Consider the following 21,826-nt stretch of genomic DNA (forward strand, 5'->3'; position numbering starts at 1 on the left):
TTACTCTTAAGGAGGATGATCGTGGAGGATTAATAGTAATAACCCTCTGCTTTCAGAGCATTTTATTCACAATAAATTAATCTAATTTTTACATAAAGGTTTTGCTGTTTCGCTTATTAAATTCGGGTTAGATGAGTGGCATTTTCTTATTGGAAACGACCGATTCAGCCCTGGAGTTGGTTAGGATGTCCGGGTTCAAAACACGCTTATTTTTGCTTAATAAAAACAGCCAACGCCTGCTGTTATTGTGCAGTGGCTTACTGCTTAGTATGCTGGCCGCACTGATTGTCATCGGCATTTTTAAACCCACGGTAAAGCCGCTGAATGACCGAAGTGATACTGTTGCCCTGCTGGTTTATAGCTGGGAAGCTCAGGCCAGCTCGCACCTGACGTCCGCGAAAATATATCATTCGACCGATACAGGGACCCGCAAGGACATTTTATTGATGGTCTGGAACGTGAAGCCCTGTCTTTTGGCGGGGAAAATGTCCGTCTCAGCGATGCCAAATCAGGCCATGAAATGGGTGCAACGCGAACTTCGGGAATCTCTGCGTACCGCTTTGATCCCCTCTCCCGCTCCCCACTGTGTATGCCCGGGAGCCGAAGAACGCCCCGATCTTTATAAGCAAAGCATCGTGGCAGAAACCGGGTTGCAGGGGCAGACCCACGAGCAAGATATAGAAGACAATCAACAACATGAAGGGCAAATTCAATCTTCAGCGGCTAACATCAGGACTATTTTCTCAGCAGAGAAAGTCGATGCGCGGCATGCAGTCTGAAGGCTAGTAAATGGCCCTATTTTGTGTTTTCAGCCAAGGGTTGTTAGCCTTTACGTAAAATAACGCCCGACAGCGGAATGCTGCGCGCTTTCCTGAATCAAAAATGGACGAGAAATGAAAACGTATTTCCCTTCCTGGCTGCAGCAAACCGCTATCCTGCTTTTGTGGGGGCTGGTCTATTATCTGTCCGGGCTTATCTCGCTAAAATTTGACGACCCGAACTCCGCAATAGCGATTGTCTGGTTCCCATCGGGCGTTGCCGTAGCGGCTTTATTGTCTGCCCGCTGGCGTGACTATCCTGCTCTTATCCTTATCTTCGCGGTAACAAGCATCCTGCAGGACGAAGCCTGGCACAGCCTGCCTCTTTTTTTAACCACGCTGAGTTATTCGCTGCTGGCGATGCCTGCCAACGTGCTTATTGCCTGGCTGGTACGCCGTTTCTCTCGGCCCAATGACGATCTGCACGTCATCCTGCTGTGGATCTGCGCCACCTTTATTGTCAGCCTGTTCGATGCGCTAATCGTCGGCGGAGGCTACGCGTATTTCACCGACCAGCCGATAACAAAGACCATCTGGAATGGGTTCGTTGCCGACGTGACCGGGATTTTCTTCGCAACGACCGTCGTCATGGGCTTCGTGAATAAGCGTGGCCTCCAGGCCGCTCTTACCTGGTCTTCCCGTCTGACAGGTCTGGCGCTGTTACTGCTGATTTGTGCCGCAACGGTGTTTATTTTCGACTACAGCGGGACCTGGCTCAGAACCGAGGCCGCCGCGCTCTATTTTGCCCTTTCTTGCTTACCGATTGTGCTGACGCTAATGCTTTCCCTGGTCTGGGGGAATCGTGGAGGCTCCATTGGCCTGCTGACACTGGGGGCGATTGTTATCCACTTTACCGACCAGCATCAGGGGCCCTTCTTTCTCCACGGCCTTAGCTTTACCGAATCCCTGCTGCTGGCGCTGAGCTATCTCTCTGCGACCGCCTTACTGGTCGTCTTTGTGCGAGTGTTAAGCCGCTCTACGACGCGTTTCAATCCGGACACTGGCCGACTGGCGGGTAACGGCATACTTTATCGACTGGAGCCTGAAACCGGTATTTTCAACTGGGAAAACGATCTCTCTTCACTCCTGGGTTCGACTTCCTCCCAGGCGTTCGACACCATCGAGCGAGTCCTGGCGCAGGTACATCCCTCAGATCGGGAAAAACTTCGGCAGCACTGGCTCTCCTCTGTTCCGAACAAAAGCAAACCCCTGATATTTCGTATCAAGGTGAATGAGGATGAATGGCTCACGCTGGTTGACAGCGGCGGCGTTGCTATGTCCAACGGCGGGACCAGCATTATTGTCGGAAACTGGCAGGTCAGCCATTACGATCTGGCTATCTAAACACGGACGTGAGCACTTTTTAAGGAGAGACAAATTTGTGATTCAGATTGCGTTGTTACTGTTCGGCGTCGACTTTATGCGCTCCAGGGTTAAATATCTGATCCTGCTGGGGAGTCTTTGGAGCCTGCTCGGACTGGCTATTTTCCTGGACGGTCTGGACGGCGTGACGTATTTCCCGTTGCGCTTTTTTGGCCTGCTTTTGCTGCTGGAAAGTCTGGTAACGCTGAGCATCGCTTCCGGCGGAGTCGGAGCGCAAAAAGCCGTGCTTTACTTTAAGGGGGGGATTTTTTGTTTCGTCTCGCTGCTTATCTTATCCAATCAGCCCTACAGCAATTTGCTGCTGGCCATCGTGTTTGGTTTTGCGTATTTCGTCATTGGCCTGTTCGTTATTTTCTCGGCGTGGATTGTACGTTTCCCCCACTGGAAGGGCACCCTGACCACCGGTTTAGCGCAAATTGTATTCGCCTTTTTTATGTTCAGCCCCTGGCCTACGCATTATAAAGCTACGGTATCGTTCTTCCTGGGAACGCTGATGATTTTCAGCGGGATCCATACCGTACGTCTTGCACTTCGCGTTGCAAGGCTGCGAGAAGGTACCTCGGTCTTCGACCTTTTAGTGCCTGCAGGAATAGGTGTTGAAGTGAAAAAAGGCACGAATATCAAGCCTAACCTCGCCGAACCCGCGAACGTTGATTTTCGTGAACCGCTAACCGTACATATCTGGACCCCGGAAGGTACAGCCAGCGCGTCAACAATTCCACGCCCGGTCATCAACCGCTATATCGCCGCAGTAGACTCCGAAGGTGTTATATCGACGGGCCACGCCGCGCTTGAAGTCCCGCCTGATCTTTACATCAGCCTTTATCCTGCAGAAGACATTGATAGATCGCCTGCCGAGTTTTTAAATACGCTTAAGGCCACACGCGACAATGATGTGCCGGGAACGTATCAGCCTGACTATGCCACTGAATCCGCAGAGTGGTGCCAGTCAGATCGCAAGATCTATTTCCATCATTACAATGGCAAAGCCTTACAGCGTTTCTGGAGTGCCTACAAGCTGACAAAAACTTACAACCTCACCTACCGTAATTGCTCGAGCAGCGTTGCTTACGCTCTTGAAGCGTCGCTGGATGGCGTGCTTTCAAAACATACGCGAAGCTGGTTGTCCATACTCAGAACGCTCGCCATGCCCGAGCTCTGGATAGCCGCCCAGGTGCGTAAACGTGCCACTTCTATGGCCTGGACTCCGGGGCTGGTGATGGATTACGCCAGAGCACTACGCAGCATCGTTCACCCTGTCCCCGAGCCATGGTATCAGCGCGTCACCTTCAAGTGGCGCGACAGCAGTAAGGCCGGGGAATAGCCGTTATTAACGACGGTCAGTGGGTAACAGACTTTGAGAAAAGCTGAATAATCATGATGCCCACGGCAATAAACAACATGCCTGCGATAGCCGGAAGATCGAGTTTTTGTTTATAAAACAGAAATGACATCACCGAAACCAGGAAGATTCCCATCCCCGCCCAGATCGCATAGGCGATACCAATATTCATGGTTTTCACCACTTGGGAGAGGCCATAGAATGAAATTGCATAGCCCACAACCACCACCACGCTGGGAACCAGACGGCTGAACCCGTCAGAGGCTTTCATCATGGTGGTCGCCAGCGTCTCTGCACATATAGAGATGGCAAGGATAACGTAAGTATTAAGCATATTTTTTCCCGTTGTACAAAATCCTCGGGAGAGTATAGAACTTAATGCGCGGCGGTATTTCAACAACAGGGAAATCGCAGCCGATGCCAGGCGTTACTGTTACACATAGGGTTACCTGTATTGCGGGAGCGAGAGATTGGTCACTGAAATGAAATGCGATAAGTGCTTGAATAATTGGCGAAGAGAGGGGGATTTGAACCCCCGGTAGAGTTGCCCCTACTCCGGTTTTCGAGACCGGTCCGTTCAGCCGCTCCGGCATCTCTCCGTTCTGGTGGTTGCCATCATGCCCGGTTATGCGGCATTTTAACAGTCTGGGTTCTTTCGTTTCAGTTCAAACGATGACTTTGCGAGCAAGTAACATGATTAAGTGGCCCTGGAAAGCAAGTGATTCAAGCGCCGCTCCCGCGTTACCGTGGGAGCAAGCGTTAGCCATTCCCGTACTGGCATCACTCAGTGAAACCGAGCAGCAGAAATTAATTGGCCTTGCGGATCGTTTTTTACAGCAAAAACGGCTGGTGCCGCTGCAGGGTTTTGAGCTGGATGATTTGAAATCCACGCGTATTGCGCTGTTGTTTTGCCTGCCGGTGCTGGAACTGGGCATTGAATGGCTGGACGGTTTCCACGAAATCTTGCTCTACCCCGCGCCGTTTATTGTGGATGACGAATGGCAGGATGACTTCGGCCTGGTGCACAGCCAGCGCGTGGTGCAGTCCGGGCAAAGCTGGCAGCAGGGGCCTATCGTTCTGAACTGGCTGGACGTGCAGGACTCCTTCGACGCCTCCGGCTTTAACCTGATTATTCACGAAGTAGCTCACAAGCTGGACAGCCGCAACGGCGACCGCGCCAGCGGTGTGCCGTTAATTGCGCTGCGGGACGTGGCGGGCTGGGAGCACGACCTCCACGCCGCGATGGACAGTATCCAGGATGAAATCGACATGGTGGGCGAAAATGCCGCCAGTATAGACGCCTATGCCGCCACCGATCCGGCAGAATGCTTTGCCGTGCTTTCCGAATATTTCTTCAGCGCGCCGCAGCTTTTCACACCGCGTTTCGCCTCTCTTTACCAGCGCTTTTGCCAGTTCTACGGGCAAGATCCACTCCAACGGCTGGTTGAGCGTGAAAACTTCCCCGGCACTGCCGGAAATACGGTGCATTAAATCGTCAACGAGGCGTAAATTTAACCATATGAATTAATACGTTACTTTTACTGTTGACAGGTTTTATGGCTAACGCTAATATTCGCCCCGTTCACACGATTCCTCTGTAGTTCAGTCGGTAGAACGGCGGACTGTTAATCCGTATGTCACTGGTTCGAGTCCAGTCAGAGGAGCCATATTTAAGAAGCCCGCTTAAGGAAACTTAAGCGGGCTTTTTGCTTATCATACGTCTCGGAATCGGGAAAAACTTGTGGTCATTGAAGCATCCCAGCTTTAGTCAGGTAATCTCTTCCTCCTCATACATTGCTTTCAGATGAGCAAAAGCTGCCTGTATATAAATCGTGCTCCACTCCAGGAATGAAGTATTATTGACTGCGTCTCACAGAGTTATCGCCGCCGGGCGGTAACGAATCACTTCAGGGAAGAGCGAACATGTCCATAACCGTCAGCGTCCTGCTGGAAAACCGACTTAAGCCCGGAGCTAAAAATTTGCTGCGTGCTAAGGCCGGACTTAGTCTGTTGATACAGGATGAAAATGATTCAATTCTGTTTGATACCGGCCCTGATGATAGCTTCATGCATAACGCAGGTTTAATGGGCGTCGATTTGACAAACCTGACCGCGGCTGTACTTTCCCACGGTCACTATGACCATTGTGGCGGTGTTCCGTGGCTCTCTGATGCATGCCGGATAATATGCCATCCAATGGTGGCGAATGAGCGCTACTCGGCAGTAAGGTTTTCAGGCTATACCGCCAGAATAAAAAAATTATCATTGGATAATGATTTTTCGCGTTTTCGCATGGAGTACAGCAGAACCCCACTACATATCGGGGAACGTTTTATGTGGTCAGGAGAGATCCCTGTAGCCAAACCGCATGCCTACGGTGTTCTCGGTCGTAAAAATACGGAAACGGATTATGTAAAAGATGAAGGGGTTTTAATTTATAAATCCGACGTTGGGCTGATCATTTTTATCGGCTGTGGTCACCGTGGGTTGATTGATATCGTACGCCACTGCCAGAATATAACCGGGATAAATCATATTCATGCTATTTTCGGTGGTTTTCATCTACGCTGTGCGTCACCCCTTAAGCTCTGGAAGGTAAGGCAATTTCTACACCTCCATAAACCAGATAAAATACTGGGTTGTCATTGTACTGGTAAATGGGGCCGCTTGTGGTTGCCGGAAGCAGCCTCTCCGGCAACGGGTGATGTTTATGTTCTTGGCTAGGGGTTAAATAAACAGAGTGGCTATCAGAACACAACCACTGAACAGTACCGGGATGCCGACGATTTTCATCAGCATGCATCCCTTGAATTAATCCCCTGCCTTCCCGTTGCCAGCCGCCCCGATACACCGTATGTTGAATCCCCTGCTCTACTCCTGATTTAGCGGCTTTACGCGTTGAGGAAAAATGGAATCACTGTTTGTCTACGGCACACTTCGTCCCGGCCACGTCAACGCCCACATAATGGAAAATATTGGCGGCGAGTGGCTGCCGGGCTATGTGCACGGCACTTTTTACGAACGCGGCTGGGGAGCGGCCGCCGACTTCCCCGGCATCGTGCTGGATAAAAATGGCCCGGAGGTTCACGGCTATCTGTTTTTATCCCAAAACCTGAAAGAACACTGGCCCATGCTGGACGAATTTGAAGACGGGTACGATCGTGTAAAAGTCGGGGTCACAACGAATGATGGCCACACCGTCAGCGCCTGGATTTATCAGCTGCAGCCGCAGCGTTAAGTGGAGACCGAAAACAAGCTCGGTCTCCTCCATTTCGCCGGTTAATTCACGCCAAGCCGAAGCGCTAAATAATCCGGATAAGGGTTGAAGTAGTTCTGCGTCAGCAGATAGCGATCCGGGTATTCCGCCAGATAATGTTTCAGCAGCGTCAGGGGGGCCAGAATCGGCAACAAGCCATCCCGATAATGCAGGATCACATCCCGCAGCTCACCGCGCTGGCGAGCATTCAGCCTGGGACGAAAATACCCCTGAATATGCATCAACACATTGGTGTGATTTTTCCGAGAAGCGGGCGTTTTAAGAATTGCCATCAGCTTCTCACGGTAGGCCACAAAGAAGCTGTCCAGATCGTCCCACTGATGCAAGGAGGCGACAAAAGGCCCAATCTCGCGGTAGCCCGCCTGATGATGGGCCAGCAGCTGAAGTTTGTACCGGCTATGGAAATCGAGTAACGCGCGGCGGCTCAGGCCGTTAGCCCGCAGCATGTTCAGCTCATGCAGCGCGAAAACACGCTCCACAAAGTTCTCCCGCAGCATCGGATCGTGCAGGCGTCCATCTTCTTCGACCGGCAGCCAGGGGAATTTTTCCAGCAACGCTTTAGTGAACGTCCCCACGCCCTCCTTGCGGCCCGGATTGCCCTTCACGTCGTACAGCCTGACGCGTTCCATCCCGCAGCTCGGCGATTTAGCACAAACGATAAATCCAGCCAGCCCATCCAGCCCCGAGACATAGTTCGTGGCGAAATCGGCCATTTTTTCCGTGACGTCATCATGCGGCGCCTGGCTAAAACGCATTCTGATCTCCCCTTCGCCCAGTTTCACCAGGCGCAGTGCAGGCCGGGGGACAGGCAGCCCAATCGCCATTTCCGGGCAAACAGGTTTGAAGGTCACACTCTGCGCCAGTTCTTCCATGACAAAGGCCATGCGCTTGTGCCCGCCATCAAATCGCACGGCAGAACCGGTTAAACAGCCGCTGATCCCAATCACAGGTTTGGTGCTCATGGTTTTATCCTCTCTGACTACGCTTTACGGGTGAAGAAAAGCGTGACGGTGCCTACGGTAACCCCGAATTTTTTCATCTCGGTTTTATTGAAAATATGTTTGTCGTCCTGGAGGTACATCCAGTCGTCAAAATGCAGCAGCCAGGTGCTACCGTTGGCTTTGACGTTCATGCTGTAGCGCCAGTTAAAAGCGTTGCCTGCGGCCTGGCCCGTCGCCACACCTTCGATATCTCCGGCCGTACCTTCGTAGTTTTCCGCGCTAAGACGGCGGATGTGCCACACCCGCTGCTGCTTTTCGCCATCGTCATAGATGAAGTGCTCATTCAGCGTCAGGGTATCCCCCACCACATCGCCGTCGACCTCAACGTGAAAGCGGCGCAGCTGCTTCCCACTGCGATCCTGCACCATGCCCCACGCCTCAGTTTTGCCCTGGAAATAATGAAAGATGTCCAGCGAGGGCTGCTGGTGACGATAATCAGTAATCTCGGTGCTGCAGCCAGCCAACAGCATCAGCCCTCCCAGCGCGAGTAACAGTATGCGTTTCATTTTTCACCTCCAGTCAGCTGCTGACGCAGCTCAGGATATTGCGTCCGGGGCCCCAGCCAGATGGCCAGAAAACACCTGCTGAAATCTGCAGTCTGGGGTGACCCTAATGGCGTAAAGCTTTTTTGCGCCGCAGAAGCTCGATACCAGAACTGGCCCTGGCCGTCAGTCAGGACAAAAGCCAGTTGCGTGTCTGCCGTGACATCCGGCCAAAGCGTTTGCAGCATCCGCAGCCAGGCCTCACTTCGCGGTTCACTGAGGATGCCCTGCGCCTGCCACTGCTCGCGGGTGGCATCCACCAGCGCCTGTCGGTCGATATCGCGCTTATAGGTAATGATCAGCGCCTGATCTTGCGTCAGCCCCTGATAGCGCCCGTCCGGCGTGCGCAACTGAGAGGTATAGACGGTAAACGGCCCCCAGGTCAGGGTCGCGTCCCCCACTTTGTGCCAGCTAAGCCAGTCGGCAGCGTGGGCGGCTGACGAAAGCGTGCTTAGGCACAGCAGCAGGAACACTTGCAGATAACGTTTCATACCCGCTCTGCGGTCAACTGCACCACGCTGATGGTGCGGGCGTTGAACCCAGCCTCACAGTAGCCGAAGTAATAGAGCCACATGCGACGGAAGCGGTCGTCAAATCCCAGCGCCTCAATTTCCTGCCAGGCATGAACAAAACGCTGCCGCCAGTGCGCCAGCGTGCGGGCATAATCGGGCCCCATATCAAACAAGTTACGCACAACAAAGTCGGTGTGGCGGGTCATCAGGTCGCTCATCACCGTCACGCTCGGCAAGAAACCGCCGGGGAATATATAGCGCTGAATAAAGTCCACGCTTTTGCTGTATTCCCGGTAGCGCTGGTCCTGAATAGTGATGGCCTGTATCGCCATTTTTCCCCCCGGGCGCAGACGTGCCTGGCAGGTGCGGAAGAACGCAGGCAGATAGCGCTGGCCTACGGCCTCAATCATTTCTATCGAAACCAGCTTGTCATAGTGCCCGGTCAAATCCCTGTAGTCGCAAAGCAGCACCTCGACCCTGTCCTGCAGTCCGGCTCGGGCGATACGTGCCTTCGCCCAGTCATATTGCTCCTGGGACAGCGTGGTGGTGGTAACCCGGCAGCCATAGTGAGAAGCGGCGTACTCCGCCATCGCTCCCCAACCGGTGCCAATCTCAAGCAGATGATCGCTTGCCTTTAACGTCAGCTGTTCACACAGGCGCGCCATTTTTGCACGCTGGGCCTGAACAAGATCCTGCTCCTCAGAGGCAAACAGCGCGCTGGAGTAGAGCAGCTCTTGATCGAGAAATAGCGAGTAAAAGGTATTGCCCAAATCATAATGTGCGGCGATGTTTTCCCGCGCCTGCTCCCGGTGATTACGCCGCGTCCAGTGACGAAGGCGTTCCACGGGTTTACCCAGCAGGCGGAAACCGTTTTCCAGCCGCCCCAGTACACGCCCGTTTAGCGCAAGAATTTGCAGCAACGGGGTTAGCTCTTCGGTCTCCCAGTCACCGTCCATCCACGCTTCGGCGGCCGCCAGGCTCCCGCCGGTGAGCACTCGCCAGTAAACCCTCGGGGAGATAACCTGCACCCCGGCGCTAAGTGAGGCGGCTGCATCGCCGAAATGGAAGGTCTGCGATCCTTCTCGCACGGTGACAGACCCTTGTTCTATGCCGCTCAACAAGCGAAACAGCAGCCAGCGTGCGATACGGACGCTGCGCGGCACATCGGGTTCAAGCGCATAGGCGGAATTGGTCATGAACGTTCACTCCTGCTAGCCGGATGATTGTAAACAGGCACACGTTTGAGCCACAGCCGCAGCGCCTGCCAGTAAATGGCGACCGCAGTTTTTAACGTCATGGCCGGGAAACGCAGCAGCATGGACGTCAGATTTTTGCGCGTCAGGGGCTGGCGGCGCAGCAACAGCGTGGCATCAAACACTTTCGAGGCCTGATGATTTTCAATATGCATATGCAGCGTTTTGCCGGGAGGGTTAAAACGCCAGTGGTACACCATGTCCATCGGGTTGAACGGCGAGACGTGGAAGGCTTTTTCAATCGGACGTGACGTCTGCCCATCGACAGCATAGTAATGGCGCTCGTTCCAGGGAGTATTACGCACCTCGGCAAGAACCCAGCGCAGGGCGTTGTCGCCGTCATAGCAGTAGTAAAAGTTGACCGGATTAAAGTGGAACCCGTAGTAGCGTAGCTGGGTCAGAAGCATGACTGGCCCTTCAGGCTGCTCCCCCGTCAGGTCTTTCAGCCGCGCCAGAACTTTCTCTTTGAGCGGTACACCCAGCGGGTAATCCGCATCGTGAAAAGCGGCAGCGGCGAAACGGTTACGGCGGATGCCAATTCCCGGCAGCGCATCAAGCTCGTCTAAATCAAGCCAGGCCATAAACACGCGGTAGGTAAAGTGGTGCGTTTTAGGCTGAAGGCGGCGGTGGCGCAAGATCCCCTCATAAAGGCAACTGTTCATGTTATTGCCCTCCTCCGGCCGCAATGCCTTGCACCACATCCAGCGCACTGTGCACGCCGTCTTCATGAAAACCGTTGTACCAATAGGCACCGCAGAACCAGCTTCGCTGGTGGCCGTTTATCTCGCCGCGACGCGCCTGTGCGCGCCAGCTTTGCGGGTTAAAGAGTGGATGCTCGTAGACAAAGCGCTGCCAGACGAAGCGGGGCTCGATGGGCGTGTCCGGGTTAAGCGTCACGCAAAACAGCGGGGCTTCTTTCGGCAACCCCTGCAGAATGTTCATGTTGTAAGTGACGCAGGCGCTGGCCCGTTCCTGCGAACTGAGGCGGTAGTTCCAGCTTGCCCAGGCGCGTTCTCGTTCCGGCAACCAGCGGCGATCGCTGTGCAATACCACTTCGTTACGCTGCCAGCCAATATCACCCAACACTTCACGTTCAGCCTGAGTGGGATTTTCAATCATCGCCATCGCCTGAGCAGAGTGGCAGGCAAAAATCACCTGATCGAACGCCTGGCTTGAGTGTTCCAGCTCGATGTTAACACCGTCGTGATGACGGATAACCCGCTGCACCGGGGTGTTGAGATGCACGGTCAGCCTTTCGCCCAGCTGAGCCAGCATCGCCCGGATGTATTCCCGTGAACCACCAGGGACCACATACCACTGGGGGCGCTGGGTGATATCCAGCAGGCCGTGGTGCTCAAAGAAGCGCAGAAACAGCGCCAGAGGAAAACGGCGCATCTCTTCCAGCGACGAGGACCAGATAGCGGCCCCCATGGGCAAAATGTAGTGGCGAGCAAAAAAGGCATTGAACTGTTGCTGAGCAAGGAAGTCCTGCAATGTCGCCTCGGGATCAACCTCTCCCATCAACGCGGCTTTTGCCTGCCGGTTAAAACGGACTATCTCTTTTAGCAGCCCCCAAAATGCCGGGTTAATCAGGTTTCGACGCTGGGCGAACAACGAGCTAAATGTGTGGCCGTTATATTCCAGCCCGCTTTGCGGATTATGCACCGAAAAACTCATCTGCGTCTTTTGCCCACGAATGCCAAGCTCGCTCAGCAGGCCCATAAAACGCGGATAAGTCCGGTCGTTGTAGACAATAAACCCGGTGTCGATGGCGTAGGTGCCCTGTGGCGTAGCCACATCCACCGTGGCGGTATGCCCTCCCACGCTGGACTCTGCTTCAAAAAGGGTCACCTGATGGTGTCCGGCGAGTCGCCAGGCGCAGGTCAGCCCGGCGATGCCACTGCCGATAATAGCGATGTTCATGATCGAACCATCCTGCGCAAAAAAAGGCGCTGTAGACCTGCAGGTAACCCCGCCAACAGGCGCATCACCAGGCCGAAACCCGTCGGGAAAGCTATCTCATCTTTGCCTTTGTCCAGGCCACGGCGAATCGCTTTCACCGCATCATCGACGCTCACCCGGCCAGGCATGGAAAAGTCGTTTTTTTGAGTTAGCGGCGTGTCCACAAAGCCCGGTGAGACCACCGTGACGGCAATTCCTTTCGGCTCCCAGTCCAGGCGCAGGCTGTTGGCAAACCAGGTCAGCGCGGCTTTGGAAGCGCCATAGGCCTCTGCCCGTGGAAAAGGCAACCAGTGGGCCATCGAGCTGACCAGCACCACGCGGTTGCCGGCAACAAGCTGTGGCTGAAGGGCGGCCAGGCAGTTGACCGGCCCAAGAAAATTGGTCGTCATCACCCGCTCAACCAGCGCGGCATCCACCCGACCGTTATCCAGATACTCACAGGTTCCCGCGCAGAGGATAACCAGATCGGCCCGGCAGTCGGCCAGCGCCTCACGGCTGGCATCCCGGTCGGTCATATCGAACTGACGTACCGCGATGTTTGAGCTGTGCTGCTGCAACGTGGCCAACCGAGCCGCATCTCTGCCACAGGCAATGACGCGATGCCCCTCATCGGCCCAGGATTTTGCCAGCCCGCTACCGATGCCGGAGCTTGCGCCCGTAATGAGGACAGTCATCATGGGCGCACCCTGCTTTTCACGCTGCGAACCGCCCACCCCAGCAGGGGCAGATGTTCATACAGCATTTCTCCGGCATCGTAATAGTCGCGCTGGCGAACGATCAGGTCATTCTCGAGATCAACGATCGAACAGCCAGGCAAGGACAGCCCTTCACCTCCGGCAATCTTCGGGTGAGACCAGTGCATTGTCCAACTGACGGCAAAACGCGCCTCGTCACATAGCGGGGGATCTATAACAAAACGGCAGGACGTCACTCTGGCCAGCAGATGAGCGAAGTAGCGTTGGATCTCAGCTAGCCCGTGATGTTCGCCAAACGGATCGATGAGTATGGCCTCGGCGGCGTAAAGCCCGGCCAGCGCCGAGGGCGGCTGCTTGTCCAACCCGGCGTAATAATCAATAAAGCGATGAATGGCGGTTGGCGTTGTGCCCATGAATTTCACCCTCGCGGTGAAGCATCTGGCGTTGTTGTATAATTAAAACTTGCACAAATACTTAAATTTGTCCAAGTTTAGAATGTGATATTTTTAAAAAGACAATTATTTCAATGCACTAGAAGCAGAAAGGTAATGCGGAAATTTTATTTTTTGACAGCAAATATCGACCCGCCGTGTTTTCAGCAGGTCATTTGATGAGCATGTTGTGGAGGGGGAAAACGAACCTAGAGGGGAATGATCTCGAGCGTAGCGCCCTGCTGCTGCCAGAGTTCAAGCTGCTTTTTACGTGCCGCCGTCAGCTTACCAGAGGTGACCAGCAGCCATTTTCGGTCAGGAAAGATTTCCGGGGCCAGAACGGCTGGCGGCACGGGAAGCACGTCGATACGGTGCCCCTGGCCGGTTCGCCTGAGCGCTTCCAGCCAGATTTCGCAGGGATCGCTCAGATGCCAGCCGGTAATCAGGCAGTTGTCACCGGGCGCTCTTTTATCCCCTTCGAGGCAAAACGACGTGTAGGCGATAATGATGCCGTCGAGGATCTCGCGCAGGGTCATGATCGCCGGTACGTTGGCCGAGACTTTACTGCGCAGCGGGCGTAAAACTTCCGTCACCAGTTCCGCGCGCGGATATTCCCGGCCTGCATCGTGGATAAGCTGGCGAAGGGATTCGATTTTTCCCTCATTGAGCCGCTGGAGCATACTTTCCTGCAGGCCCAACCAGTTGTTCGCCCGACGTGCTTCAGGCCGGGCCAGCAGCGGCTTCACCTGGCTGACCGGCACCCCTTTTTTCACCCAGTCGAGGATGTTAAGCGCCTGCTGGATATCTTCATCGCTGTACTGCCGATGACCGCCATCGGTTCGCATTGGCTTGAGCAGGCCATAGCGACGCTGCCAGGCACGAAGCGTGGTGGCGTTTATCCCGCACAGCCGGGCAAATTCGCCGATGGAGTAAGACATGAAGAGCACCTGATAACCATGAATACTCACAATATACTACGGATTATGCAGGGCTGAATGAAGAGCCAAGTGTTTGCACTTTTTTCAGCCCCGATGCCCTTTAGCGCCAGCCCAACTCCGGTGCAACGTGCTTCAGAATAGATTCGATCACGTGCGCGTTATAATCCACGCCCAGCTGGTTTGGCACGGTTAACAGCAGCGTGTCGGCTTCAGCAATCGCTTCATCCTGCGCCAGTTGCTTAATGAGCAGTTCCGGTTCAGCGGCATAGCTGCGGCCGAAAATGGCCCGGGTTTGTGGCTCGATGTAGCCAACCTGGTCGCCTTCTTTACCGCTGCCGCCGAAGTAGTTGCGGTCGCGCTGGTCCATTAACGCGAAGATGCTGCGGCTGACGGAAACGCGCGGTTCACGCGTATGGCCCGCTTCTTTCCACGCGGCCCGATAAGCGCGGATTTGCTTCGCCTGCTGGATATGGAACGGCTCGCCGGTTTCATCGGTTTTCAGCGTGGAGCTTTGCAGATTCATTCCTAACTGCGCTGCCCAAACAGAGGTCGCGTTGGAGCTTGCCCCCCACCAGATGCGCTCCCGCAGCCCGGCCGAAAACGGCTCCAGACGCAGCAGCCCCGGCGGATTAGGAAACATTGGCTGCGGATTCGGCTCGGCAAAACCTTCCCCTTTCAGCGCCTCGAGGAACACTTCGGTATGACGACGCGCCATGTCAGACTCGGTTTCGCCTTCGCCGGGCACATAACCAAAATAGCGCCAGCCGTCGATCACCTGTTCCGGCGAGCCACGGCTGATCCCAAGCTGCAGGCGGCCACCGGATATCAAATCCGCCGCGCCCGCATCCTCTACCATGTAAAGCGGGTTTTCATAGCGCATGTCGATCACACCGGTGCCGATTTCAATGCGTTTGGTTTTCGCCCCGATTGCTGCCAGCAGGGGGAAAGGCGAGCTTAGCTGGCGAGCAAAATGGTGCACGCGGAAGTAAGCCCCGTCCGCGCCAAGCTCTTCGGCGGCAACGGCCAGGTCGATGGACTGCAGCAGCGTATCCGCCGCGGAGCGCGTGCCGGACTGGGCGGCAGGCGACCAGTGGCCAAACGAGAGAAAGCCAATCTTTTTCATCGGATATCGTCCTTAGACTCGGAGGTAACTGGCCTACAGTGACAAAATTCCCACCCCGGGTGCCAGCAAAATATTGCGATACCGCACTAAACGGATCGTCGGTTTCAGTGGGGGCAACGACGCTGCCCGGCGATTGTAATCAAAAAGTAAATGTCGTATAACAGGCACCTCCGAGGGGTGTCCTGTATGGGCTGAGATGGCGCAAGCCGAACCCTTTGAACCTGATCTGGGTCATGCCAGCGAAGGGACGGTCGGCAATCACAGCTCTGTTATTGTCTGTTCATACCTCTGCGCGCCCGGATCTCCATTTACCCAGGAGGTCCCATGTACACCCCACTTTTCGAAAATGGTCTTTACGGACGACTGCGCGAGCAGGCTGGCCAGCACTGGCAGGATTACGTCGCTCACCCTTTTCTACAGCAGCTTGCCGCCGGCACGTTGCCTAAAGCCGCATTTCAGCGCTATCTGACTCAGGATTATCTTTTCCTGATTCACTTTGCCCGCGCCTACGCCCTGCTGGTGAGCAAGCTCCGCACTCTGCCGGAGATGCGCACCGCGACCGCTTCGCTGAATGCCATTGTCTCCGAGCTGCCACTCCATGTGGCTTACTGTCAAAGCTGGGGGCTGGATGAAACGCAAATGGCGGCCGAGGCGGAAGCCCCGGAAACCATGAACTACACCCGCTACGTGCTGGATATTGGCCATTCAGGCGACGCGCTCGATCTTCTGGCGGCGCTGCTGCCCTGCGTGGCCGGATATGCAGAAATCGGCCTTGGCCTGCTGCATAGCCCCGACACGGTGATGGCAGGCAATCCCTACGCGAACTGGATCCGTAACTACGGCGATGAGGGCTACCTCATCGGCGTGCAGGCCGCTGTGCAACTGCTCGAAACGGTAGGTCAGCAGCGTGGCGCGGAAAGCCGTTTCCCGGAGCTATCGCAGATTTTTACCACCGCGACGCAGCTTGAGTCCGCGTTCTGGCAGATGGGGCTGAATGCCTCATGATCGACAGCGCGACTTCGCCGGGCATTCAGGTGCGCGATCTCAGCCTGCGCTTTGGTCAGCAGACCATTTTTGAGCGGTTGAATTTTGATATTCCCGGCGGCAGCTTCGTGGCGCTATTGGGCGCGAGCGGAGCCGGTAAAACCAGCCTGCTAAAGATTATCGCCGGGCTGTCGCAGGCCAGTGCAGGAAGCGTGACCTGTAGCGATGGGCTGCCGGTTGCCGGGCGCATCGCCTGGATGGGGCAGAAAGATTTGCTCTACCCGTGGCTCAGCATTGAGCAGAACGTGGCCCTCGGTGCTCGCCTGCGTGGTGAAACAGTCGACAGGCAATGGACGGAGCATTTGATTGAACAGGTCGGGCTGGCTGGCTATGCCAAAGCCCTGCCAGCTTCGCTTTCGGGCGGGATGAGGCAACGTGCCGCCATCGCCAGAACGCTTTACGAAAAGCGCCCGATAGTGCTGATGGATGAACCGTTTTCGGCGCTGGATGCCATTACCCGCACGGCCATTCAGGATCTGGCGGCCAGGCTGCTGGCGAAAAATACCGTGCTGCTGATCACCCACGATCCGATGGAAGCCTGTCGGCTCAGCCATCGCCTGCTGGTGCTCTCCCGCTGGCCTGCTGGCATTGACGATACGCATGTTATTGCCGGGCAACCGCCCCGCGCGCCGGACGATGTGGATCTGCTCCAAAGCCAGGCCGGGCTGCTGCAGCAGTTAATGAGGGCCGCCGAATGAAGCCGACGTCAGACACTCATGCTACCCGCCTGCGCCGTGGGCTGACCGTTTTTGCCGGGCTGCTGCTGCTTTGGTACCTGCTTACCCTCGGCAATATTCCCGCCTTTCTTCTGCCCTCTCCCGCTTCGGTAGCGCTGGCTTTATGGGATGGCCGCGATTATCTCGCCTGGCACACGCTGGTCACAGCCTTAGAGATTATCAGCGGACTAATTCTGGGCGTACTGCTGGGTGCAGGCCTGGCGCTGGGCATGATGTTTTCCCCCCGCCTCCAGCGCTGGCTGATGCCGCTGGTACTCACCAGCCAGGCGATCCCGGTCTTTGCCCTGGCGCCGCTGCTGGTGCTGTGGTTCGGTTTTGGCATGAGCGCCAAAGTGGCGATGGCGGTGCTGGTGATTTTCTTCCCGGTGGTGTCGTCGTTCTTTGACGGTCTGCGCCGGGTGAATAACGACTATCTGGATTTGGCTCGCACGATGGGGGCTTCACGCTGGGCGCAGCTGAGGCACGTCCGACTGATGGCGGCGCTGCCTGCTTTTGGCTCGGGGCTGCGCATGGCCGCCGCCGTCGCCCCCATCGGGGCAATTATTGGCGAATGGGTGGGTTCTGCCGAAGGGCTGGGCTACGTGATGCTCAACGCCAACGCCCGCATGCAAACCGATGTCTGCTTTGCCGCGCTGTTTATTTTAGTCCTGATGACCGTTCTGCTCTGGCTGGCGGTCGATGCCCTGCTGCGGCGGCTGATTGTCTGGTCGCCTGAAAACAACGAATAACCGCCTTAATGAAGGAATTAAGAAGATGAAAAAAACGCTGTGTGGCCTGCTGCTCACCGCCGCCTTTGCCGCTCAGGCCTCAGCCGCCGAAAAGCTGACCCTGGTGCTGGACTGGTACATTAACCCCGATCACGCGCCGATTATGGTGGCAGAACAAATTGGCGCTTTTAAGGCCGAGGGGCTGGACGTGAAGATTGTTCCCCCGTCTGACCCTGCTCTGCCGCCGCGCCTGGTTGCCGCCGGGCAGGCAGATCTGGCGATTACCTACCAGCCGCAGCTGCATTTCTTTGCCGATCAGGGTCTACCGCTGGTGCGCGTCGGGACGCTGATTAACACCCCGCTGAACACCGTGATGACGCTGGATCAAAACATTAAATCTCCGGCGGATCTCAAAGGCAAAAAAATCGGCTATTCCGTCAGCGGTATCGAGCAGGCGACGCTTGCCACCATGCTTGAGCATGAGCACGTCAAACCGGAAGAAATGAAGCTCATCAACGTCAACTTCCAGCTCACCAGTGCCCTGCTGGCGGGCCAGGTGGATGCGGTGATCGGCGGCTACCGCAATATCGAAGCGCTCGAGCTGAAGCTTCAGGGTAAGCCCCCGGTGGTGTTTAACGTCGAGGACTACGGCGTCCCGGCCTACGATGAGCTGATTTTTGTGGCGAATCGCAAAACGGCGAATGAAGCGAAGATCAAAAAATTCTTCGCCGCGCTGAAAAAAGGCAACGAGTACCTGCAGGCGCATCCGCAGGAAACCTGGCAGGCTTTTGCCAAAGCCCATGCGGAACTGAATACCGAGCTGAATAAGCAGGCCTGGCAGGCAAGCCTGCCGCTGTTTGCTGCCGACCCGGCCAAACTCGACCGCGCCCGCTACCAGGCCTATGAGCAGTTCCTGTTTGATAACAAGCTGATCAAGAAAATCACCCCGGTGGATGACTACGCCGTAGAGCTGCACTAAGCCAGATGGCCCGGCCGCCTGCCAACGGGCAGCCGGGCATTCAGTCAGTCAAACCAGGCATCAATCGGATCGTAATACCGGGCCCAGGCTTTAGGGCCTTCGGCCATTTCGGCATCGGTGAGTAAGGCATACTCCAGCTTCTCGCGCAGACTCGCCTCATCCATATCAATGCCGATGAAAACAATCTCCTGGCGCGCATCGCCGATGCCGTCTTCCCAGTGCTTTAAAATGTGCCGGAGGCTTTCGGCATCCTGCGGCCACTGTTCACGGGGAATGCTGGCCCACCACATCCCTGCCAGCCCCTGGCGCATCACGCCGCCCGCGTGGGACCAGGATCCGGCATGATGAGGGCGACTCGCCAGCCAGAAAAACCCTTTAGAGCGAATAACGCCTTTAAGCCCGCCGTCGGTCACCATCTGGAAACGCGCCGGGTGGAAGGGGCGTCGGGCGCGAAAAACAAAATTACGAATGCCGTATTCTTCAGTTTCCGGCGTATGCTCCCCGCGTAGCTCTTTTAGCCAGCCGGGCGCCTGGGCTGCAGCATCGAAGTCAAACAGCCCGGTATCCAGAACCTGGTCCAGGCTCACCTGGCTAAACGCCGAAGTGATGATTTTTGCCCGTGGGTTAAGGGAGTGCAGGACGGACATCAGGCGGCGTTTCTCTGCGTCGCCGATCAGATCGGTTTTGTTGAGAACTAGAACGTCGCAAAACTCTATCTGGTCAATCAGCAGGTCGACCACGGTACGTTCGTCCTCTTCGCCCATGGATTCGCCGCGAGACTGAATGCTGTCGTAGGATTCATAATCCCGAAGGAAGTTAAAGCCGTCCACCACCGTCACCATGGTGTCGAGCCGGGCGATATCGGAGAGGCTTTCGCCCTTGTCATCCACGAAAGTGAATGTTTCCGCCACGGGCAGCGGTTCGGAAATACCGGTAGATTCGATGACCAGGTTATCAAAACGCCCTTCCCGGGCAAGCTGGCTGATTTCCACCAGCAGATCTTCACGCAGCGTGCAGCAAATACAGCCGTTGCTCATCTCCACCAGTTTTTCATCGGTGCGCGTCAGACTGGAACCACCCTCACGCACCAGTGCGGCGTCAATATTCACCTCGGACATGTCGTTGACGATCACCGCCACCCGCCGCCCTTCCCGGTTATTTAAAATATGGTTCAGCAAAGTAGTTTTTCCGGCGCCCAAAAAACCGGACAGCACGGTAACGGGCAGTTTCTTTGGCCGACTGTGGGCCTGTGTTAACGATGACATTGCAACTCCTCACTGACTGTGCAGCTATTATTGATATGTTATAACATAACAAAAATGGACGACATTGTCATGCCGGAGATAAAAACCGGGCGTAGAAATGAAAAAAGCCAGCTAGCGCTGGCTTTGAGAAGGAAAACTGAATTACTGCAGGCGGAATACCCGCACCAGGTCGCGTAGCTGCTTCGCCTGATCGTTCAGAGATGCCGCGGCGGCAACCGACTCTTCCACCAGGGCAGAGTTTTGCTGGGTGGTGGAATCAATCATGCCAATGGCGCTGTTGATCTGGGAAATGCCGTCCGTTTGCTCCTGACTGGCCTGCTTGATCTCCCCGAGGATAGTGTTCATTTCCTGCACGTTGTTGATCATGCCGGCAATCTGCACGTTCGCTTTTTCCACCAGCTCCATGCCCTCACGAGTCTGAGTGGTTGAGTTCTCAATCAGGCTTCTGATCTCGCTCGCCGATGAGGCACTTTTCTGCGCCAGCTGGCGAACTTCCCCGGCAACCACGGCAAAACCACGGCCGTGCTCCCCGGCGCGAGCCGCTTCTACCGCCGCATTCAGCGCCAGAATGTTAGTCTGGAACGCGATGGAGTCGATGAGGTTAATGATGTCCGACATACGGTTGGAGGTTTCATTAATCACACGCATTTTGCTGGTGACCTGAGACATCATCTGGCCGTTGTTTTTCACCACCGTTGCGGCTTCGGAAGAGAGCCTGGTTGCCTCGTTGGTGTGGTCAAAGGTGTTTTTCACCGTGGAGGTGATCTGCTCCATAGAAGCCGCCGTTTCCTCTACAGAACTGGCCTGCTCTTCGGTACGAGCCGCAAGATCCTGGTTCCCGGCGACAATTTGTGCGGCGGCAGAAGAGATTGTTTCCGACCCCTGCTGAACCTGATGGACAATCTCTTGCAGGCGGACTTTCATGCTCATCAGCGCCTGCAACAGTTCGCCTGTTTCATCTTTATGAGTCACCGTAATGTTACCCGTAAGGTCGCCTTCGGCAATCGCACCGGCAAACTCAACGGCGCGAACCAGCGGGCGAGTAATGGAGCGCACCACAAACATACCGATGAGGCTGCCCAGCGCGATACTCAGCAAGGTCAGAAGCACAGTGACCAGCCGGTTAGAGCGATAATCTTTATCTACCTGTTGCCCCGCAGAAGTCATTTTTTGGTTCTGGATAGCAATCAGTTCCTGCACTTTGTCTTTGTATTTTTCCTGCACCTGAATGGTGGTGGCCATCATTTCCTGCAGCGCAGCGGCACGATCGTTTTGCTGTACCGCCTGTAAAATACGGAAACGTGAGTCCAGATACTCTTTACGAATGTCGGCCAGTTCACTCAGCGCTTTTTGTGAAGCCGCGTCGGTGCTGGATTTGTTCAGGTCAGCCAGCAGCGCGGTAATATGCGCACTAATCTCCGTAAGGTGTTTTTCTGATTTCTGGCGAAATGTACCCGCTTCATCCAGCAGCATTAGCTGCTGCGTGTTCACAAACTCCTGGAAACTCTCAATCAGATCGTTGGCTTTAACGGTTGTCGGGTAATCATTATTAACAATCGTTTGAATGCCGGTATTTGCCCGGCTCAGGCTGAGCAAAGAAAGCCCTGAGCTGAAGATCATCAGCACAATAAAAATAGCAATCGTCAGCGTTAACTTGCTGCGAATTTTTACATCATGTAGTGACATTTTTTCTCCCTTGAGAACCGTATTTTTATGAATGCACAAAATCCTCTGCGGCCGAAACAGCAGAAAATAAATAGCACAAAGGGATGGAAGCACCTCGTACAGGCTTATCGGATATATTCAGATTAACTTTA

The 21,826-nt window shown here is 55.1% G+C and carries 23 protein-coding genes, 2 tRNA genes and 1 riboswitch; of the genes, 11 read left to right on the forward strand and 14 right to left on the reverse strand.

Annotated features, from left to right (window positions below; translation table 11 throughout):
• Positions 1 to 131 precede the first annotated feature (131 nt).
• The 3 genes from LH86_RS18440 to LH86_RS18450 all read left to right on the forward strand — a co-directional run bounded on the left by LH86_RS18440 (position 132) and on the right by LH86_RS18450 (position 3,525).
• Complete coding sequence (locus LH86_RS18440; RefSeq protein WP_231562705.1) at positions 132 to 779, forward strand: hypothetical protein; 648 nt, start codon at positions 132 to 134, stop codon at positions 777 to 779.
• A 114-nt stretch (positions 780 to 893) separates the two neighbouring features.
• The gene (locus LH86_RS18445) at positions 894 to 2,162 is read left to right on the forward strand and encodes an MASE1 domain-containing protein (RefSeq protein ID WP_039304375.1); all 1,269 of its coding nucleotides are present in this window, start codon (positions 894 to 896) and stop codon (positions 2,160 to 2,162) included.
• A 37-nt stretch (positions 2,163 to 2,199) separates the two neighbouring features.
• Positions 2,200 to 3,525, forward strand: coding sequence for an HdeD family acid-resistance protein (locus LH86_RS18450; protein ID WP_039304378.1), 1,326 nt, complete (start codon positions 2,200 to 2,202; stop codon positions 3,523 to 3,525).
• A gap of 16 nt (positions 3,526 to 3,541) precedes the next feature.
• On the opposite strand, the gene LH86_RS18455 is transcribed toward LH86_RS18450, so the two are convergent.
• Complete coding sequence (locus tag LH86_RS18455) at positions 3,542 to 3,877, reverse strand: DMT family transporter (RefSeq protein WP_008458053.1); 336 nt, start codon at positions 3,875 to 3,877, stop codon at positions 3,542 to 3,544.
• Between the two features lie 175 nt (positions 3,878 to 4,052).
• Positions 4,053 to 4,142, reverse strand: a tRNA-Ser gene (locus LH86_RS18460).
• 94 nt (positions 4,143 to 4,236) lie between these two features.
• On the opposite strand from LH86_RS18460, the gene mtfA reads away from it, so the two are divergent.
• The 4 genes from mtfA to LH86_RS18480 all read left to right on the forward strand — a co-directional run bounded on the left by mtfA (position 4,237) and on the right by LH86_RS18480 (position 6,781).
• A complete protein-coding gene (gene mtfA / locus LH86_RS18465) occupies positions 4,237 to 5,034 on the forward strand; it encodes a DgsA anti-repressor MtfA (protein ID WP_039304381.1) in 798 nt (265 codons plus the stop codon).
• Between the two features lie 100 nt (positions 5,035 to 5,134).
• Positions 5,135 to 5,210 (forward strand) — tRNA-Asn (locus tag LH86_RS18470).
• A 256-nt stretch (positions 5,211 to 5,466) separates the two neighbouring features.
• Positions 5,467 to 6,267, forward strand: a complete 801-nt coding sequence (locus LH86_RS18475; RefSeq protein ID WP_039304385.1) for an MBL fold metallo-hydrolase — start codon at positions 5,467 to 5,469, stop codon at positions 6,265 to 6,267.
• A gap of 184 nt (positions 6,268 to 6,451) precedes the next feature.
• Positions 6,452 to 6,781, forward strand: coding sequence for a gamma-glutamylcyclotransferase family protein (locus LH86_RS18480; RefSeq protein WP_039304387.1), 330 nt, complete (start codon positions 6,452 to 6,454; stop codon positions 6,779 to 6,781).
• A gap of 41 nt (positions 6,782 to 6,822) precedes the next feature.
• Here the strand turns inward: LH86_RS18480 and LH86_RS18485 are convergent, their stop codons facing one another.
• The 10 genes from LH86_RS18485 to LH86_RS18530 form a co-directional block, all read right to left on the reverse strand.
• Complete coding sequence (locus LH86_RS18485) at positions 6,823 to 7,782, reverse strand: YbgA family protein (protein WP_039304392.1); 960 nt, start codon at positions 7,780 to 7,782, stop codon at positions 6,823 to 6,825.
• 17 nt (positions 7,783 to 7,799) lie between these two features.
• Entirely contained in the window at positions 7,800 to 8,327 is a 528-nt protein-coding gene (locus tag LH86_RS18490; protein ID WP_039304395.1) for a DUF3833 domain-containing protein, read from the reverse strand.
• Positions 8,324 to 8,854 carry a hypothetical protein gene (locus LH86_RS18495; protein ID WP_039304399.1) on the reverse strand — a complete coding sequence of 177 codons (531 nt, stop codon included), beginning with the start codon at positions 8,852 to 8,854 and terminating at the stop codon, positions 8,324 to 8,326. The genes LH86_RS18490 and LH86_RS18495 overlap by 4 nt, the downstream gene beginning before the upstream one ends.
• Positions 8,851 to 10,071: an SAM-dependent methyltransferase gene (locus LH86_RS18500; RefSeq protein ID WP_039304401.1), complete on the reverse strand. Its 1,221-nt coding sequence runs from the start codon at positions 10,069 to 10,071 to the stop codon at positions 8,851 to 8,853. Before LH86_RS18500 ends, LH86_RS18495 begins: the two co-directional genes overlap by 4 nt.
• A complete protein-coding gene (locus tag LH86_RS18505; protein WP_039304404.1) occupies positions 10,068 to 10,790 on the reverse strand; it encodes a DUF1365 domain-containing protein in 723 nt (240 codons plus the stop codon). Before LH86_RS18505 ends, LH86_RS18500 begins: the two co-directional genes overlap by 4 nt.
• 1 nt (position 10,791) lies before the next feature.
• The gene (locus LH86_RS18510) at positions 10,792 to 12,051 is read right to left on the reverse strand and encodes an NAD(P)/FAD-dependent oxidoreductase (RefSeq protein ID WP_039304407.1); all 1,260 of its coding nucleotides are present in this window, start codon (positions 12,049 to 12,051) and stop codon (positions 10,792 to 10,794) included.
• Positions 12,048 to 12,767, reverse strand: a complete 720-nt coding sequence (locus LH86_RS18515) for an SDR family NAD(P)-dependent oxidoreductase (RefSeq protein ID WP_039304409.1) — start codon at positions 12,765 to 12,767, stop codon at positions 12,048 to 12,050. Before LH86_RS18515 ends, LH86_RS18510 begins: the two co-directional genes overlap by 4 nt.
• On the reverse strand, positions 12,764 to 13,198 hold the full coding sequence (locus LH86_RS18520) for a nuclear transport factor 2 family protein (RefSeq protein ID WP_039304412.1): 435 nt from the start codon (positions 13,196 to 13,198) through the stop codon (positions 12,764 to 12,766). Before LH86_RS18520 ends, LH86_RS18515 begins: the two co-directional genes overlap by 4 nt.
• A gap of 227 nt (positions 13,199 to 13,425) precedes the next feature.
• A complete protein-coding gene (locus tag LH86_RS18525; RefSeq protein ID WP_039304415.1) occupies positions 13,426 to 14,154 on the reverse strand; it encodes a MerR family transcriptional regulator in 729 nt (242 codons plus the stop codon).
• Between the two features lie 100 nt (positions 14,155 to 14,254).
• Positions 14,255 to 15,277: an LLM class flavin-dependent oxidoreductase gene (locus LH86_RS18530; RefSeq protein WP_039304418.1), complete on the reverse strand. Its 1,023-nt coding sequence runs from the start codon at positions 15,275 to 15,277 to the stop codon at positions 14,255 to 14,257.
• A 163-nt stretch (positions 15,278 to 15,440) separates the two neighbouring features.
• A riboswitch (TPP riboswitch) is annotated at positions 15,441 to 15,542 on the forward strand.
• A gap of 59 nt (positions 15,543 to 15,601) precedes the next feature.
• On the opposite strand from LH86_RS18530, the gene LH86_RS18535 reads away from it, so the two are divergent.
• Genes LH86_RS18535 through LH86_RS18550 form a run of 4 tightly spaced genes read left to right on the forward strand, consistent with a single transcriptional unit; the run spans position 15,602 to position 18,744 of the window.
• A complete protein-coding gene (locus LH86_RS18535; protein WP_039304421.1) occupies positions 15,602 to 16,282 on the forward strand; it encodes a TenA family protein in 681 nt (226 codons plus the stop codon).
• Positions 16,279 to 17,019, forward strand: coding sequence for an ABC transporter ATP-binding protein (locus tag LH86_RS18540; protein WP_039304424.1), 741 nt, complete (start codon positions 16,279 to 16,281; stop codon positions 17,017 to 17,019). Before LH86_RS18535 ends, LH86_RS18540 begins: the two co-directional genes overlap by 4 nt.
• A complete protein-coding gene (locus LH86_RS18545; protein WP_039304428.1) occupies positions 17,016 to 17,786 on the forward strand; it encodes an ABC transporter permease in 771 nt (256 codons plus the stop codon). Before LH86_RS18540 ends, LH86_RS18545 begins: the two co-directional genes overlap by 4 nt.
• Before the next feature lie 25 nt (positions 17,787 to 17,811).
• Positions 17,812 to 18,744: an ABC transporter substrate-binding protein gene (locus tag LH86_RS18550; RefSeq protein WP_039304432.1), complete on the forward strand. Its 933-nt coding sequence runs from the start codon at positions 17,812 to 17,814 to the stop codon at positions 18,742 to 18,744.
• A gap of 44 nt (positions 18,745 to 18,788) precedes the next feature.
• Here LH86_RS18550 and zigA read toward each other — a convergent pair whose 3' ends face one another.
• Complete coding sequence (zigA, locus tag LH86_RS18555; protein WP_039304435.1) at positions 18,789 to 20,009, reverse strand: zinc metallochaperone GTPase ZigA; 1,221 nt, start codon at positions 20,007 to 20,009, stop codon at positions 18,789 to 18,791.
• Positions 20,010 to 20,150: 141 nt separating this feature from the next.
• Complete coding sequence (locus LH86_RS18560; protein WP_039304439.1) at positions 20,151 to 21,695, reverse strand: methyl-accepting chemotaxis protein; 1,545 nt, start codon at positions 21,693 to 21,695, stop codon at positions 20,151 to 20,153.
• Positions 21,696 to 21,826: the final 131 nt, after the last annotated feature.

The sequence above is a fragment of the Cedecea neteri genome (assembly GCF_000758325.1).
Taxonomy (GTDB): domain Bacteria; phylum Pseudomonadota; class Gammaproteobacteria; order Enterobacterales; family Enterobacteriaceae; genus Cedecea; species Cedecea neteri_B.